General features: G+C 36.1%; 12 protein-coding genes. 10 read left to right on the top strand and 2 right to left on the bottom strand.

Going from position 1 to position 17608, the window contains the following annotated elements:
* Positions 1–107 precede the first annotated feature (107 nt).
* Together KQI83_RS10060 and KQI83_RS10065 are read right to left on the bottom strand one after the other, a co-directional pair.
* A complete protein-coding gene (locus KQI83_RS10060) occupies positions 108–335 on the bottom strand; it encodes an alpha/beta-type small acid-soluble spore protein (RefSeq protein ID WP_075720742.1) in 228 nt (75 codons plus the stop codon).
* A 163-nt stretch (positions 336–498) separates the two neighbouring features.
* Positions 499–1380 (bottom strand): helix-turn-helix transcriptional regulator, encoded by an 882-nt coding sequence (locus tag KQI83_RS10065; protein ID WP_216557261.1) that lies wholly within the window; start codon positions 1378–1380, stop codon positions 499–501.
* A gap of 170 nt (positions 1381–1550) precedes the next feature.
* Between KQI83_RS10065 and KQI83_RS10070 the strand changes: the two genes are divergently transcribed.
* The 10 genes from KQI83_RS10070 (at position 1551) to KQI83_RS10115 (ending at position 17601) form a co-directional block, all read left to right on the top strand.
* Entirely contained in the window at positions 1551–3218 is a 1668-nt protein-coding gene (locus KQI83_RS10070) for a glycoside hydrolase family 13 protein (RefSeq protein WP_216557263.1), read from the top strand.
* A 370-nt stretch (positions 3219–3588) separates the two neighbouring features.
* Entirely contained in the window at positions 3589–10893 is a 7305-nt protein-coding gene (locus tag KQI83_RS10075) for an isopeptide-forming domain-containing fimbrial protein (RefSeq protein ID WP_216557266.1), read from the top strand.
* A gap of 99 nt (positions 10894–10992) precedes the next feature.
* Entirely contained in the window at positions 10993–11877 is an 885-nt protein-coding gene (locus tag KQI83_RS10080; RefSeq protein ID WP_216557269.1) for a class C sortase, read from the top strand.
* Positions 11874–12860: a DUF5979 domain-containing protein gene (locus KQI83_RS10085; protein WP_216557272.1), complete on the top strand. Its 987-nt coding sequence runs from the start codon at positions 11874–11876 to the stop codon at positions 12858–12860. The genes KQI83_RS10080 and KQI83_RS10085 overlap by 4 nt, the downstream gene beginning before the upstream one ends.
* A gap of 15 nt (positions 12861–12875) precedes the next feature.
* Entirely contained in the window at positions 12876–13424 is a 549-nt protein-coding gene (locus tag KQI83_RS10090) for a hypothetical protein (RefSeq protein ID WP_216557274.1), read from the top strand.
* Positions 13421–14200, top strand: a complete 780-nt coding sequence (locus KQI83_RS10095) for a hypothetical protein (protein ID WP_216557277.1) — start codon at positions 13421–13423, stop codon at positions 14198–14200. The genes KQI83_RS10090 and KQI83_RS10095 overlap by 4 nt, the downstream gene beginning before the upstream one ends.
* 13 nt (positions 14201–14213) lie before the next feature.
* Positions 14214–14969, top strand: coding sequence for a hypothetical protein (locus tag KQI83_RS10100; protein WP_216557280.1), 756 nt, complete (start codon positions 14214–14216; stop codon positions 14967–14969).
* A 15-nt stretch (positions 14970–14984) separates the two neighbouring features.
* A complete protein-coding gene (locus KQI83_RS10105; protein WP_253295581.1) occupies positions 14985–16046 on the top strand; it encodes a MucBP domain-containing protein in 1062 nt (353 codons plus the stop codon).
* Positions 16003–16521, top strand: a complete 519-nt coding sequence (locus KQI83_RS10110; RefSeq protein WP_216557283.1) for a signal peptidase I — start codon at positions 16003–16005, stop codon at positions 16519–16521. The genes KQI83_RS10105 and KQI83_RS10110 overlap by 44 nt, the downstream gene beginning before the upstream one ends.
* A 93-nt stretch (positions 16522–16614) precedes the next feature.
* A complete protein-coding gene (locus KQI83_RS10115) occupies positions 16615–17601 on the top strand; it encodes a transglutaminase-like domain-containing protein (RefSeq protein WP_216557286.1) in 987 nt (328 codons plus the stop codon).
* Positions 17602–17608 lie beyond the last annotated feature (7 nt).

Here is a 17608-nt window from a genome sequence, read left to right on the forward strand (position 1 = left end):
TGATAATACCATTATAAAAAAGTAGAGGAAAAAAGTAAACATAAAAGAAGCAAGTCCATAAAGACCTGCTTCTTTTATGCATTAAGCTTTTTTATGCGTTCAGCTGTTTACTGCTGTCCACCGGACATCTGCTGTTCCTGTTTCATGATCATTTTTTTAACCATTTCTCCACCGATAGAACCAGCCTGAGCAGAAGTTAAGTCTCCATTGTAACCTTCCTTTAAAGGTACTCCAATTTCAGATGCAACTTCCTGTTTGAAACGATTCATTGCTTCCTTTGCCTGTGGTACTGCCATTTTACTTGTGTTAGAACCAGAGTTATTAGATCCACTCATGTGATACACCTCCAAATTTTTCTTTTTGTTTTGATAAGGGCATCATTCTGAATCGGTTCATTCCGAAGAATGATGTCCTTTTCAAAATGTTGTCGCTTATCATGGTGTTATTATTTGCAAAGAAAAGAAAAATATAATGGCAATTTTTATGAATTTTGGAAAATCACTCCAATTGTTTTAAAAAGGATTTGGGGGTCATATGATATTTTCGCTTAAAGACCTTGTGAAAATAAGATAAGTTGTGAAAACCGGTGGAGAGCGAAACATCTAAGATAGAAGTATTGCCCTGTTCAAACAGTTCCACGGATTTTTCCAAACGCAGATTATTGATATATTCCACACAGGTCATATTCATATGTTTTTTGAAAAAACGCATAAAGTGGTAGTCGCTAAAGTAGCACAGTTTTGCCAATTCTGAAATTGTGATATTTTCAGCATAGTGAACTTCGATATAATCTAATACTTGTTTCAATTTATCGGAAGAAGTACCGGTATCAGAAGAAAGATTTCGTTTACTGTACTGTAATAATAGAAAAATAGTTTGCAAAAATAGGGACTTCAAGGCAAGTTCATATCCGGGAACAGCCGCTACGTATAAAGAGTTTATCTGATTGAAAATCTTTCGCAAAGAAGCATAAGCAGGGTGTTCCGGTTTTATCAGATAAGGCATGGAAAATTCCTGATTCATCAGAGGGGTCAAGTAACGGGTAGAGCAAATATCAGTAGAATTTCCACCGAGAAAATTCATGTGAAACACATAGGTTTCCGAGCTGATTTTCGGATATTCCTGCAAAGAAATAGAGTGGAGCACCAAAGGGGGAATAAATAAAAGGTCACCTGCTTCTACCGGATATTCGGCAAGATCAATGTGGTAGAGTGCCTGACCTTCCGTGATTAATGTAAACTCCGCTTCCTCATGCCAATGAGTGGTTACTACGGGATAGTCCGGCTTTAAGTTAGTAATATATTTTTGCACCGGGAAAAAGGCTTCTCCGTGTTTCGCATCTTCCTTTTGTTCTAAAGCGAGAGAATGTAGCTTTTTCATGTGTTTTCCTCCTTTTAAAATAAAAAAAGCAAAAGAGCAGTATTGTGTCATAAAAGGCAAATATACTGCAAGAAAAAATAAAAAATCATGTTTATAATAGCAGTATAATACAAATAGAAAAATATCACAACGAATAATTATAACGAAAAAGCGAAAGAGAGGTCGTAAAAATGGAAAGAAAATGGTGGCATGATAAAGTAGCATATCAGATTTATCCCAAGAGTTTTTTGGATACTAATGGAGATGGAATCGGAGATTTACGGGGAATTATTTCAAAGTTAGATTATTTAAAAGCATTGGGAATTGATATTATCTGGCTTTCTCCTATTTACAAGTCTCCATTTGTAGATCAGGGCTATGACATTGCAGATTATTATGCAATAGCTAAAGAGTTCGGAACTATGGAAGAATTTGATGAGTTGTTGGCAGAAGCTAAAAAGCGTGATATGTATATTATCATGGACTTAGTTATCAATCATTGCTCTGATAAGCATGAGTGGTTTCAAAAGGCATTGGCAGACCCGGAAGGAGAATACGCAGATTACTTTTACTTCCGTGAGGGAAAGAATGGAAATCCTCCAAGCAATTACCGTTCTTATTTCGGAGGAAGTTGTTGGGAGCCGGTTCCGGGTACCAACAAATATTATCTTCATATGTTTGCAAAAGAACAACCGGATTTAAATTGGGAAAATCCGAAACTTCGTCAGGAACTTTATGATATGGTGAACTGGTGGCTGGAAAAGGGATTAGCAGGATTTCGTATAGATGCCATTATTAATATCAAAAAGAATTTGGAATTTCCGGATTTTGAGCCGGATGGTCCGGATGGAATGGCAGGCTGCTGGAAGATGGTAGAAAGCGTAGAAGGAGTAGGAGAATTTTTGGAAGACTTAAAGAAAAATACCTTCCAAAAGCATGACGCTTTTACCGTAGCAGAGGTCTTTAATATGAAAGAAGGAGAATTGCCACAGTTTATCGGAGAAGATGGACATTTTTCAACAATCTTTGATTTTAGTGCTCATTCCTTAAGTGATGGAGAGCATGGTTGGTATGATGCTGTAAAAGTAGATTTCAAAAAATGGAGAGAAACCATTGTAAATTCACAGTTAGAAGTGCAAAAGGCAGGATTTGAAGCAAATATTATTGAAAACCATGACGAGCCGAGAGGAGTTTCCAGATTTTTACCGGAATACGCAAGAACACCGGCAGGAACAAAAATGCTTGGAACAGTAAGCGTATTACTGAGAGGAATTCCGTTTATTTATCAGGGACAGGAAATCGGAATGCAAAATGCTGTATGGAATAGCATCGAAGAGTATGACGATATCAGTACCAAAGACCAGTATCATATTGCACGAGAGGCGGGACTTTCCGACAAAGAGGCATTAGAAGTTTGCGGAAGAATGAGTCGAGATAATGCAAGAACTCCGGTACAGTGGAGTGATAAGGAGCATGCAGGATTTACCACAGGAACACCATGGCTTAAGGTAAATTCCAATTATAAGGAAATTAACGTAGAAAGTCAGGAAAAAGACGAGGATTCCGTTTTGAACTATTATCGTAAGTTGACTGCTTTGCGAAAATCACCGGAATATAAAGAAGTATTTACTTATGGTACATTTGTTCCGGAGTATGAAAATACAGACAATGTTATGGCATACTATCGTGTGGACGAAGGAAAAAGAATGTTGATAGCGGCTAATTTCGGAACAGAGCCAGTGGAATTAAAACTGAATTATCCAGTGAAAAGAGTAGCGTTATCCAATATGAAAAAAAGTCAGGTGGGAGAAAAATTGCAACTTGAAAGCTGCGAAGTGATTGTGTTAGAGTGTATGTAAAAACGAACACAAGATGGACATAAGGAGAGGAAAAGGCGTTTATTGCTTATTGTAGTAAATAAGTAATAAACGCCTTTTTTGTGCAATAGGAAATACCGCGTTCTGTAGACAAATGTTGACGTTTACGGGGTTAAGTCGACGTTTACGAGGTTAATCTTGAGAAAGGGGAATAGATTTGCTATAGTTCTTTTTAGTGGTTAAAAAATGGAGATATAAATCTAGTAAGCAAAATGATTCTTGGTAGGGGTTACTAAGAAGTTGGGGCTACACTAGGGGAAGGGGAAAGCAGTTGTATTGGAGAGATAGGAAAAACAGAAAAAAGAAAGCACGGTTATTTCAAAGGGTGTGTGCTTTTATTATAGGAATAAATATGTTAGGGCAGGCTACAATTCCCAGCATGGCATATAATGGAGAAAATTATGAGGGTAGTGGGGATTTTAAAACAAGACAAGAGTATACACAAGAATGTGAAAAATATATACCTACAGGCGAGTGGGAAAATGACTTGGTTGCTGTTGCAAAAATGCAAATAGGCTATCAGGACAATGAGGAGAATGTCTGTAATAAGTGGAATACATTACTGGTTTCGGAAAGTTTATATTATGCAGGAATACCGGAAAGTGTATTTCCAACGGAAACAAATATAGAAGAATGGATTGCAAAGTTACAAGAGGAACAATTGTATATTTCTAATTTTGATGCATCTATTACCATGTTGCCTGAAAAAGGCGAAATGGTTATTTTGCAGATAGAAGATGAGAGCGGAAATCAGGAAAAAGAAATTGCAATTGTAGAAGATGTGCAAGAGCGTGAAGGCGAGTATTATGTTCAAACAATTGAAGGGGAAAAGGAACATAATACTTATTCAGTAAAAGAAAAGGAACATAAGGCTTTTGGAGAAGAAGTTTTAGGGTATGCATTACTAAGAAAAACGGACAGTACTTCGGAGAATGAACAGTCTGCTGATGAGGAGACTCAGGTAGCATTGCAGGAAAAAGAATCTGGAAAAGCAACAGTAAATGGTGAGAGCAATTCTGAAACGGATAATATTAACGAAAGACTTGTGGTAAATTTTGAAGCTCAGACAAATGGCGGAAATGCGCAGGCGGGAGAAACACAATATGTAAAAGTAGTATCTAGTTATTCACAGGCGAATCAGCAGGAAAAAAATGCAGAAGTTTTTATAAAGGTGGGGGCATTGCCGGAGGGTGTAACAATAACAGGGTTTACAACCGATGGGAAAAAAGAAGTTGTATGGCGTGATGATAATAATAAAGAGCATAATGTAACATTACATTTAATAGAAGAAAATGGAATTTATTATATTAGCTTTGAGCAGCCGGCAGGTGCAACCATAGAATTTTCCGTACAGTTTAATTCGGAAAATGGAATCATGGGAGAAAAGGAAACACTTTCTTTGGAAGTAGACAAAGAAAAGATGCAAAAATTAGAAGGTCCCGGAAATGATATATTCGGAGAACCGGTTGTATTGACTTGGACAGCAAATAATGAATGGAATCCGGTACAAAAATGGGTAAATAATGCAAAAAACAACCAGATTTTAGTAAACAATAAGAATAAGTTAGCGGGAGAATTAACATATACAGTTGAAGCCGAAAGCCAAAACAAAGAAAATTTTGGTGAGATATGGACAGATTATGTTAATGTAACAGATACCTTGACCTTACCGGAGGGGATTACTTTCCCACAGGGAAGTAAGGTAGATGATTCCGGAGAGGCGATTGTAGACAAAAACGGAAATAAAATATTTTATTTTCCCACAAATCAAAAACAACAAATTAATATTAAGAGCTTGAAATTAGAAAATAATAATAAAGTTGTTTATGAAATTCAGGTGCCGAATACCAATAGAAATAGTGAAAATGTTCTTACTGCGGAAATGGAACATATTTCGTTAGAAATGAAAATGAATGCAAATCTTCTGGAGTTAAAGGAAGGTTATAAAGACAAGTCTATACAGGAGATGGCACATGATAAAATTGAAAATGAAGTAAAAATGACTCCGGTTCCATATAAAGGAAGTGAAGGAACGGTGACAAGTGATAAGGTTACCACAACGCCTACTCCTGTACCGGAAGAATTTATTGTGGAAAAATCAGCCAATCGAGAACATGTACAGGCAGGGGATGCCATACAGTATACTTTATCAATTACCAATACCGGTGAAAATGCAATTAAGGTAAAGGATAACCAGGGAAATTATTATACCGTAACAGATCAATTAGTTAAGTATTTGACTATGACAGATGAACAAATAAGAAATTTGCCTCGGGAAATAAGTTATGATAAAAATTCCAATACAATTTCCTGGGTGCCGGATGAAACGGAATTACAACCGGGAAAAACATATGAAATTTCTTTTTGGGTAACAGTGAGAAATGCAACAGATGAAGAAATGCAGGAACTTAAGAATGGCTCTGTGATTAGAAATACCGCACAGTACAAAGAACATTATTCCAATGAAGTGGAAATTACATATGATAAAGCGGAAATAAAAGTAAAAAAAGAGGGAAAAGACAGTAACGGAGACGGAAAAGTATCCAATGGTGAGAAAATCAAATACACGCTAACGGTAAAAAACGATACGAATTTCGATGCAGTAATGGATGAAATGGTGAAAGATACATTACCGGATGGAGTTGAATTTGATGCAGTAATTGATAAGGAAAACAGACAGATTACACAGGCAGGTACCTATGTTGCTATAAGTAATCTTTTAACAAATGGGCATGAAGTAACTTTTGCAAAAGATGGACAGAATCTTAGCTGGAATATAGGAATGTTAAAGGCACATGAAGAAATAAAATTAGTATATGTGTGTACCGTGAATACAGATAAAATAACATCCGGAAGAGTGATTCGAAATGAAGTAACAACTTCAGATTCTGGTGATGCAGAAGAAAGTGAAGTAGATTATCCAATTAAAGTGGATAAGGAGGTAGCACAAGATACCAGTATCGTATATCCGGATGGAACGGTGTTTGATTATACTGTAACCATGAAAAATGACGAAAAGAATCCAAGTCAAAAGGAAGATTTAGAATTAGTAGATGAGATGCCGGCAGGTATGCTTCCATATGGATATGATTTGATACAACAAAAAGACGATGGTACAACAAGAAAGGTTTCCTGGAAAGATTTCAGCGAAGGAAAAATAGAGACATGGAACAGTACCTTTTCCACGGAAATTGATGGACGGCAGACCCAGGTAAAAAGAAATTGGGATGGAGGCATCATACTGGTATGGAAGATTGGGAAACTTGGTAAGGGAGAAGAAGTAAAGATTACTTATCAGGCTCAGATATCAATACCGGAAGGGGAAGAAGGAAAAAAAGAATTTACCAATACAGTATATGTAGATGGAATAAGTAAATCGGTAACAGTGTACGGTGGTGAACCGAAAGGTGAAATATATATTGAAAAACACTTTGACGGAGAAATTTTGTATAACATAGATGGACTTACCGAGGAACAAAAAAATATTACATTTACTTTGATTGGAAAAAATAATGACGGAAATGAGATACGCCAGAGTGTCAAGCTGGGAGAATTTAATAATGCACGGAGAAATGGAAGATGGCATCATGTATTTGAAAATCTTTCACCGGGTACCTATACGTTAATCGAAGAGAATGCAACGATTCCGGGTAAGGTATTGACCACAACTTATAAGGTAAACGGAACTTTTGCTCCTAATTGTGTCACCGATTCTACCGATAAATCAGGAGTTATTGTAGAAGTTGATGGCCAAAAAGATACAGAAGTAATTATTAATAACAATTACGGAAGTGGAAGCGGTGTAGATTTACAAAAGAGTGTCTGGGCAATCAAGCAGGGAAAAATCACTGGAAATAGCAGTGACAGATACGAAGAGTGGTCCAATTGGTATGATAAGGAACTGTTTCCGATTGATGATAGTGATATAACAAATTATGTGATCTATAACATGACAGTGATAAATACCGGAAGTGAGACAGTACATGTAGATACTGTGGAGGATGAGCTGCCTGAAGGTCTGGAATATATCGGAATGAAAGCAGATTATTACGGTAACGAAAAACGTAATATGAAAGAGCAGTTTACAACGCAGATTTTCACAGATGCCTGGAGTGGGCTGAACCTTTATGGCGGGCACAAACTTGCACAGGGAGTAAGTGTTACATCCAAGCAAGAAGGAAAGAAGGTAACATTTTCCTTTGAAAAAGATTCCGATGGATATGAACTTTCAGGAGGACAAGCAATTACATTTTTAGTATTGTGCAGGATAAAACCGGATGTGAAAGAAGGAGAACTTATCACTAATACAGCAAAGCTTTTGGTAGATAAGTCAGTACAATATAAGGATTGTGAAGAAATTTATACCCAAAATACACCATATGATTTGATTCAGAACAATGGAAAATCAAAAGACGAAGGAATAATAAATGGAAAAAGGATAATTTCTTCATCGGTAACAATTATACCGGAAAATTTACCGGTACCCGGAATAGAAAAAGAAGCGGTTTCTTATATTATACCGGGAAAGATAGAGGAACAGCCGTTGGAGGAAAATTCAAATATTCAGCCGGAGTCCATGGTACATTGGGAAATTACGTTACATAATGATGGAACGAAAGATTTAAAAAATTATCAGGTGGAGGATTTGGTTACAGAAGGATTTCATTTGCTTACCGAAGCGGAGGCAAATGAAAAGAAAATAAAATCTCCATATGAATTGACAATATTTGATTACAGTGGCAAAAAATTAAATACTTACGATGTATCCTCGGAGGTCTGGAAAACCATTAAGAATGATTCAGAGGAAAATGCATTTACCTTTGACTTTTCAGAGGAAAAATACAGTATTCCGCCAGGGGGCTATGCAAAACTTCGGGTATATACTAATAACCTTGTGACGAACTATCAGGTATATAAAAATACAGTAACAATTCTTCCAAGTGAGAAGTTTGATGCTAATAGAGCAAAATATGGTGACTTGAAGAAGAACGATAAGGGAGAATATATTGGTGTAACTGCATCGGCAGAAGTAAACGCCTTAGGAGATTATGCTTCTGTATCCTGGAAAAGTGTTACGGAAAAAGGAAATGAAGCAAACACAACCAAAGGAACACAGAAAAAGAATTATATTTCGGTAGGATTAGATGATGATGGTAATGCAAATATGGTTACCTACACAGATAACATTCGCAATATAAGTGGCAAAACATTCAAACAATTTACCATAGTTGATTTAATGCCAATGCGAAATGATACAGGAGTTATCAATCAGGAAGACAAGCGTGGAAGTGAATTTTCAATTGCATATGCCGGTGGACTTAACATTTATGTAATAAGTAGTGGAGGAGTACAAAGAGCTGTAAACGAAAAAGATTATAAAATAGAGTTTTCCACAAAAACATCTTATACGCAGGAAGATTTCCAGGGAGATTCTACCCAGTGGCATGAAGCGTGGGAAAAGGGTGATTGCTCATTCAGGGTAAAAATGTCAGAGGCATTTGAACTTGCACCCAATGAGACATTAGTAATACAGTATGACGGAAAAATAGCGGAAGGAGCCAGAGCGGGTGATATTGCATGGAATAGTTTTGGATATCAGTATCATTCCAACGGTTGTACCACCTTATTAAAGGCAGAACCACCAAAGGTAGGAGTTATGATTCCGAAAGTTCCAGTAGTAAAAAAAGAGGTAGTAGATTCAGATGGAAATATACAGGAATATGATGAAAACAAGAAATTTACATTTGAACTGTATCAAAAAGGAGAACATTCCAACATAAAATTATGCGAGTTTACCATATGTCAGGGTGGTTATGCAGAATTATCTAATTTGAAAGATAAGGATGGTAAGCTGGTAGTTTTAAAAGACGGAACAGAATATACAATTAAAGAAAAAGTGCCAGAAGGATATAAACTTCTGGGAATAGGGCAAGAAGGAGAAAAGTTAAGTACATTTGGTGAAGAATACACCTTCACTTATTATAAAGAAAAGGATATTTCCATTCTTGCAAGAAATGAAAGTCTCTTCCGGCAGGAAATTCCAAAGACCGGAGGAATGGGAACAAATGTATATACTGTAGGTGGTGTACTGCTTATGGTGGTAGCATCACTACTGTATGGATACCGATTGAAATATAGAAAAAAGAAAAACTATAGTGAAAAAAGGTATCAAATATATAACTTATTAAAAAGGAGAAAAAGAATGAAAAAGGAAAAAAGTTTATTAGCAACGTTAGTAGTGTTTGTTATGGTATTAGCAATGGGAATGACAACATTTGCAGCAGACATTACAATTAGTGGAGGTGCACAAGGATCTGAGTATGCAGCATATAAATTGCTGAATGTTACAGATGGTGGAGAAGGAAAGTTTGCATATACTATAAATGCAAAATATGAATCAGCACTTAAAGAAGTAACTGGAAAGACACAGGAAAGAGAAATTATTGACTATATTAGTTCTTTTGATGCAGCTCAGACACGTCAGTTTGCAGATGCTATGTATGGAAAAGTGAAAGATTTAGAGGCAGATTATACAACAGCCAATGACAAATTCACAGGTGTGGAACAGGGATATTATCTGATTGTAGAAACAAAAACAGGTAATGATGCAGATACATATTCTTTGGTTATGTTAGATACCGCAGGTAATGATGAAATAAATGTAACCACTAAGGAAGATAAACCGGAATTAGTAAAAAAAGTAAAAGAAAAAAATGATTCTACCGGAGAAGTAACAGATTGGCAGGATGGAGCAGATTATGATATCGGGGATAAGGTGCCGTTTCAATTAACAGGTACGGTAGAAGCAAAATATGATAATTATGAAACATATTATTATGCATTCCACGATACATTATCAAAGGGACTTACTTTTAATAATGATGTAAAAGTATATGTAGATGGAACAGAAATCAGTGACGGATATAGAGTTGTAACAGATGCAGCAGAATTAGAAAACGGTGAAACATTTAAAGTTGTATTTGATAACTTAAAGGTTACTCCGGCACATGCAGGAAGTAAAATTGTTGTGGAATATACAGCTACATTAAACGAAGATGCAGTGATTGGCGATGAAGGAAATCCAAATACTGCAAAATTGGAATACAGTAATAACCCATACGGTGATGGTACAGGAGAGACTCCGGAAGATAAAGTAACTGTATTTACATATAAATTAGTTGCAAACAAAGTAGACAAGGATGGAAAGGCACTTGAAGGAGCAGGATTTACTTTATACAAATATGATGCGAAAAAAGCAGATTATGTAGCAGTAAAAGATGAAATTACCGGCGTAACTCAATTTACATTTGCAGGATTAGATGCAGGTCAGTATAAATTAGTGGAAACAACAGTACCGGCTGGATACAATAAGGCAGATGATTTTGAATTTACAATAAAGGCAGAATATGATACCAATTCAAATGATCCAAAGTTAAAGAAATTAGTTGTTGTAGATAAAGATGGAAAAGAAATTACAGAAATCACAATTAATTTAGCAGAAGGTACAGCAAGTACAAATATTGTGAACTTAAGTGGAACAGAACTTCCATCTACCGGTGGTATTGGTACTAAGATTTTTTATACCGTTGGTGCGGTTCTAATGATTGGTGCAGCAGTAATATTGATTTCAAGAAAGCGTACTGCTCAGGAAAAATAATGAAATTTGAGCACTGATAATAACAGACTTTCTACCTGATGTAAAGGATATATCAGGTAGAAGAGTCTGGTTTTATAATACGACATTAGGGAGAGGTTTATGAAAAAGGATAAGTGGACTGTAATTTTTATAATAATTTTTATAATAGGTCTCTCCGTGATGTTGTATCCCACGATTGCAGATCAGTGGAATAAATTACATCAAAGTAGAGCTATTGCTGATTATGAAAATGTTGTTAGTGATATGAAGGAAGAAGATTTTGAAAAACAGTGGCAGGAAGCAGAAAATTATAATGAGAAAATAAAAACAAACACATTTTCAGGAGAGGTTTTTTCACAGGAAGAAAAAAACATGCGAGGAAGCGAATATTGGTCAGTGTTAAATGTAGGTGATAATGGAATCATGGGGTATGTATCTATTCCCAAAATAGAACAAAAGATTCCTATTTACCATGGAACATCAGATGCTGTTTTACAGGTTGGTGCAGGACATATTATGGGAACCAGACTTCCAATTGGAGGAGAGGGAAATCATAGTGTACTGGCGGCGCATCGTGGTCTGCCAAGTGCGAAATTATTTACAGATATTGATCAGTTAAAAAGCGGAGATAAATTTTATATCCATATTTTGGATAAGGTATTAGCCTATCAAGTGGATCAGATATTTCCAATGATAGAAAAAGATGATATCGAGGCACTACAGGATGCACTAAAAAATGAAGAAGGACAGGATTATGTAACATTATTTACCTGTACCCCATATGGAGTAAATAGTCATAGACTGTTAGTGCGAGGACATTGTGTTGCATATCATGGAGAAGATGATGAGACCAGTACTATGAGTGACAACATGCTTCAATCTGTGAAAGATTATTATATGCTGTATGCATTAACAGCAGTGGCAATATCCGTATTAGTTGCATTAGGAATAAGAATAATTAGAAATAGAAAATCAGAAAAAAGGTCTGGGAGGGAGAAAAAATGAAAAAAGTAAAAAAGGAAAAAGGATATCTGGTCGTAGGCTTACTATTGGGTGTGATGTTAACTATAGTGGCTTTTCGATTTTCTCATTTATACGCAGCAAATCAGGTGGAGGTATCTAAAAAATGTTCCTTGACATTACAATTACCAGATAATAGTGAGTATTGTACAGAACTGGAAAATGTATCATTAGAGGCAAAAGTGTATCGTATTGCCTCAATTGATGAAAATGGGGTATGTGCATCTGTATCAGGATATGAAAGCTTAGACCTTGAAAAATATGGACAAGACAGTAAAAATTGGAAAGAGATTATGAAAAAGGCAGAAACAATAGCAAAGGGGAAAACTGCGGATGCTGAAATTACAGTAGAACACGGACAGGGAACCGCAGGAGAGTTAAAAACAGGGTTATATCTTGTTATGGTAGAAGATGCAGTTACAGATTTGCATGAATATCATTTCAGTTCAGCCTTAGTTATGTTGCCAAATAATTTGTATTTACAAACAGGTAAAGTGGAAGATGATAGCTGGTATTATGATGTAATATGCAATTTAAAACCAGAACAAAATCCACGTTATGGAGCAATTAAAATCTGTAAAACACTAAAGTCCTACAATACAGCTCTCGGAGATGTAAGTTTTGTATTTCAGATTGAAGGAGTAGATGCAGAAGGAAACACGGTTTATAGTAATGTGGTGTCTACTACACATGATGAAGCGGGAAGTAAAGAAGTGTTAGTGGAGCATATTCCGGCAGGAACCACAGTAACAGTTACAGAAGTGTATAGTGGCGCAAGTTATCGCCTAGAAACAGAACCGGAAAAAACAGTGGTAATTGCAGCAGATGATTTTGTAACGGTAGAATTCACCAATACATATGATGAAGAATTAGTACCTGGATATGGAGTGACGAATCATTTTGAATATAGCGAAGATGAAGGATGGCAGTGGTCACAATTAAGAGATAACAGTATAGACAACAAGTAGAGGAGGCTGGAAACATTGAAAAAAGTATTTAAGCAAAAAAAGTTTTGGTTTGCAGCTTTAACTGTGGTGTTGATTGGATGCAGCAGCGTTCAAGGAGCTATGGCGTATTTTACGACATATGTAGAAGCAAAAGGAGGACATACAATAACACTTGGAACAAGTACTTCAGTGGAAGAAAAAGTAAAAGATATGACGAAACATATTGTGCTTTCCAATACCGGAGAGTGTGAATGTTATGTACGAGTTAAGGTGTTTAGTGGAAGTCAGTATACTATCAATTTTTCGCAGGAAGTAGATGAAAATAATAATCCATGGTGGGAGTTAAAAGAAGATGGATATTGGTATTATAAAGATATTTTGCAAGTAGGGGAAGAAACAAAAGAATTGTTGGCAAAAATAGAAGTTCCGGAAGATTTAAAGGAAAGTTTTGACATTGTTGTAATTCAGGAATGTACCCCTGTTTTATACGATGAATCAGGAAATCCCTACGCAGATTGGAACAGAAAAGTTGATACAAGAACGGATATTGGTGTGGCAAATGGAGAAGGGGATGCAGGAGAATGAAGCAACGAAAGAGTATTTTTAGCGGAAATAAGAGAACTTTGCTTCTTGCAGTGATAGCATTTATTTTATTGCTTTTTAGTGCAGTAGGCAGCGTAAGGGCAGCCCTTACTTATTATAGTGAAAATTATACAGCGCAGATGGAAACTTACGATATCGGTGTAACTTTGGTAGAAAAATCTGCACAATCTACCAAGGATATTAGTAGTAGAGATTATTCCAAGAGTAATAATGACTGGAAACAGACGCAGGGAGCACTATTGCAGGATATGTTGGAAGAGACCAATGGGAAGTTGATTCTTGGAAGAAATTATGTGGAAGAACTTGCAGTAAAAAATAGTGGAAGTATTGAGGAATATGTAAGAGTATATGTTTCAAAAAATTGGACAAATGCAGATGGAAACAAGGAAACTACATTGGCACCGAGTTTGATTGAACTTCACTTAACACAGAACGGCTGGTTAATAGATGAAAGTGCATCCACGGAGGAAAGAACAGTTTTATATTGGCCGAATATTTTAAAGCCGGGAGAAACAACAGCACCATTTTCTGACACACTTAAAATAGATGATTCCATTGGAAAAAAGGTTACAACAACAACTACTACGGAAGGTGGATTAACCACAATTACTACAAAATTTAACTACGATGGTGTTCAATTTAATATTGATGCACAAGTAGATGCAGTACAGACGCATAATGCAGTAGATGCAATAAAAAGTGCCTGGGGAATAGATGTAGAGATTACAGAGAATGGAACATTGAGTCTTGTACAGTAGGAAGGAAAGAGGCATGAAAAAGAGATTAGCAAGCTTGGTAACAACGATGATTCTGGTGTTGTCTGTTTCAATAACAGCGCATGCAGAAAATTTTTCGGGCGGAGATAATTGGAGCGTTACCTTTGACGGAAAAAAGATGGAGAGTACATTTAAAAATGTAGATATTGATGACGCAATCAGTCAGCTTCAACCAGGCGATAGCATAGATATTCATTTGAAACTTAAAAATTCATATAAAGAAGCCACAAATTGGTATATGTCCAATGAAGTTTTGCAAAGTCTGGAGGATACCAATAGTACAACGGCTGGAGGAGCATATGCATATATATTGACGTATGTTGATGAAAAAGGAACATCCAGGGTTTTATATAGCAGCGAAGCAGTTGGTGGTGAAACAGTGAATGAGAGCGGAGAAGGACTTCATCAGGCAACCAATTCATTAAAAGATTTTTTCTATCTGGATCAATTAAATGCGGATAGTGAAGCAGAAATTATTCTTGTAGTAAAATTAGAAGGAGAAACACAGGGAAATTCGTATCAGGATACTTTGGCAAAACTGCAAATGAATTTTGCAGTGGAATTAACCGATAATACTTCTCCAGGAATATTGCCATTTAGTAAGTTTGTCAAGACAGGCGATAATACCAGAATTTTATTTTATTCTCTATTAGCATTATTTGCCGGTATAATATGTACAATTACCGTTATTATAAGAATTCGCAGAGAGCAACTCAATTTGAAGAAAGAAAAAGATACAAATAGGAGATAGGAGGATTCTGAGAAAATGAAACGATGTAAAATTTTGAAAAAAATCCTTCTGGCGTGTAGTATATGCACTCTTATGAATGTACAGAATGTATTTGCACAAAAAGGTGGAAATGAAGAGTGCTATACCTATACCGTAACATTATATTCCGGAAAACAAGGAACTTTTTTGGGAGAAGAAGGAATACAGGTAGATAATCATCTGACAGGTTCTGATTATCAGATACTGGAAGAACAAAAAGGCGGAGAAAAAATAAAAATTACCGGACTTAAGTTGGGGGATATAGTGGTTGCAAGTGCTCCTTCTAATATTAAGATGGAAGACACATCCAGATATTATGTGAAAGGAATACGAGAAAGTGGTCGAGACAATAGTACTGTGGGAGAATCCGCTTTTCGTGTAGATGCAGACAAAGAATATGTAGTGGCATATGGAATAAAAGGAGATATGGTATCTTATACAGTAAATTATCAGGATGAGGAAGGAAATACGTTAGCAGAAAGTCAACAATTTTACGGAACAGTAGGAGATCAACCGGTAGTGGCATTTCGCTATATTGAAAATTATCAGCCACAGGCATATAATTTAACAAAAACATTAAGTCGTAATGAAGCGGATAATGTTTTTACATTTGTTTATAAGAAAACAATTGTTCAGACCGAAGAAAATGGAACGAATAGTACCAATGCAGAAGCAGTTGGGGGACAGTTGAACAACAATACAACAAACGGGGGAAATAATAACGATAATGATATGGGCGTAGATAATACGGGAACAGAAGAAAATGGGGAAAATAATGGGGAAAATAATGGCAGAAATGAAATAGGCGAGGAACAGCAGGCTCCACAAGAATTGGTTAATTTAGATGATGAAGAAACGCCGTTAGCCAATATAAAGAATACAAGTGCAAAGCCCAGAACAATGAAAAATATGTTATTATTTCTTGGAATTGGAGTGGTTGCAATTGCCGCATTAGGGGTATTAGTAACAGTGCTGTTTAAGAAAAAGAAAAAAAATAACAAGGCGGAAAACAAGAGTGGATCAAAAAAGCAAGAAAAAGGTGGGGGCAATAATCTGTAATATTGTTGGAGGAACAATTCTTGTAGCAATTATTTTGCTATGTATACCGCTGATTTTGCCCAAAATTTTTGGATATCAGGTTTATACCGTTATTAGTGGAAGTATGGAGCCGGCGATTCCGGTAGGAAGTTTGGTTTTCATTGATGAAATAGAAGCAGAAAAAGTACAGGAAGGTGATGTAATAGCATTTTACAGTGCCTCAGATAGTGGGGCAATTATTACCCATAGAGTAGAAAAAAATCAAGTAGTATCAGGACAATTCATTACCAAGGGAGATGCGAATGATAAAGCAGATCCCATGCCCATAAAATATGAACTGCTTATTGGAAAAGTTGTAATGAATATACCGATACTTGGTAAAATTCTTTCTGTGATGGTGACGATGCAGGGAAAGATAGTAGCAGGAGTAATGGTGCTGTTTGCTACGGTACTTCAACTGATAGCCGGGAAAATACAAAATTCAGATTTAACATAGAGGATTCTTGTGTAAATTTTGTGTGCATGCTATACTTGAAAAGAGGTTCATTGTTCAAGGTTCTTCTTAAATGAAAAAGAAGGGAGAACATTTATGCATTATTTCATCCAAAAGAAAAAAGGTTGGCATAGGGGCATACGTTGTTTCTTTTTTTTAGTATTTATACTTTTTTTGGGAGCTACTGTTTCTTGTGCAAACGAAAAAGAGGTATCGAAGAAAAGTAATGTAAGCACAAATGGCAGCGAAAAAAAAGAATTAAGAGATGCAACTCCAGTGGTTTTAAGTCCAGAGGCAACTGGTGCTGTAACTTATCAGGAAGAAAATGTTAGTATAGATGCTTCTAATGTTTCTGAAGGATATATTATGTTAAATTATACAGGAACAAATGAGAAAGTTAAATTTCAGATAAAAACGCCGGAAGGAATAGAATACACATATCCTGTTACAAATACAGGACAATATAATGTGTATTCTCTTTCTGGTGGAAATGGCACATATCAATATGTGTTGTTAGAGTCCGTTTCAGTAGAAAATAATCAATATGCTGTCGTATTTTCCAAACAGCAGGATGTCACCATTTCAAACGAGTTTTCCCCATTTTTATATCCAAATTACTATGTGAACTTTTCCATAGAATCACAAACAGTGAAGATGGCACAGAAGCTGGCAGAAGGATGTACCAGTGATTTGGAAGTAGTGTCTAATGTTTACAATTATGTTATTGAGAACATAGAATATGATACGAAAAAGGCAGAAAATGTTCCGTATGGATATACACCGGATGTGGATGAAACTTTAAAAAGTGGAAAAGGAATTTGTTTTGATTATGCAGCACTAATGTCTGCAATGTTGCGTTCCCAACGGATTCCGGTGAGATTAGAAGTAGGCTATGTGGGTGAGATATATCACGCATGGATTAGCTGCTACATCGAGGATGTTGGCTGGGTAGATGACATCATAGAATTTGATGGTAAGAATTGGTCCTTAATGGACCCTACACTGGCGGCAAATAATGATAAGGATTCAACAAAAGAGTATATAGGAGATAAGAGTCGTTATATCGTTAAGTATAGCTATTAAGAAAAGG

The organism is Roseburia sp. MSJ-14, assembly GCF_018918225.1.
Lineage (GTDB): Bacteria > Bacillota > Clostridia > Lachnospirales > Lachnospiraceae > Petralouisia.

Bases quoted from the DNA above. Each gene is read 5' to 3' on its own strand.
- KQI83_RS10085 (WP_216557272.1), top strand. From the start codon at position 11,874: ATGAAAAAAGTAAAAAAGGAAAAAGGATATCTGGTCGTAGGCTTACTA.
- KQI83_RS10095 (WP_216557277.1), top strand. From the start codon at position 13,421: ATGAAGCAACGAAAGAGTATTTTTAGCGGAAATAAGAGAACTTTGCTT.
- KQI83_RS10070 (WP_216557263.1), top strand. From the start codon at position 1,551: ATGGAAAGAAAATGGTGGCATGATAAAGTAGCATATCAGATTTATCCC.
- KQI83_RS10115 (WP_216557286.1), top strand. From the start codon at position 16,615: ATGCATTATTTCATCCAAAAGAAAAAAGGTTGGCATAGGGGCATACGT.
- KQI83_RS10060 (WP_075720742.1), bottom strand. From the start codon at position 335: ATGAGTGGATCTAATAACTCTGGTTCTAACACAAGTAAAATGGCAGTA.
- KQI83_RS10065 (WP_216557261.1), bottom strand. From the start codon at position 1,380: ATGAAAAAGCTACATTCTCTCGCTTTAGAACAAAAGGAAGATGCGAAA.
- KQI83_RS10100 (WP_216557280.1), top strand. From the start codon at position 14,214: ATGAAAAAGAGATTAGCAAGCTTGGTAACAACGATGATTCTGGTGTTG.
- KQI83_RS10080 (WP_216557269.1), top strand. From the start codon at position 10,993: ATGAAAAAGGATAAGTGGACTGTAATTTTTATAATAATTTTTATAATA.
- KQI83_RS10075 (WP_216557266.1), top strand. From the start codon at position 3,589: ATGTTAGGGCAGGCTACAATTCCCAGCATGGCATATAATGGAGAAAAT.
- KQI83_RS10105 (WP_253295581.1), top strand. From the start codon at position 14,985: ATGAAACGATGTAAAATTTTGAAAAAAATCCTTCTGGCGTGTAGTATA.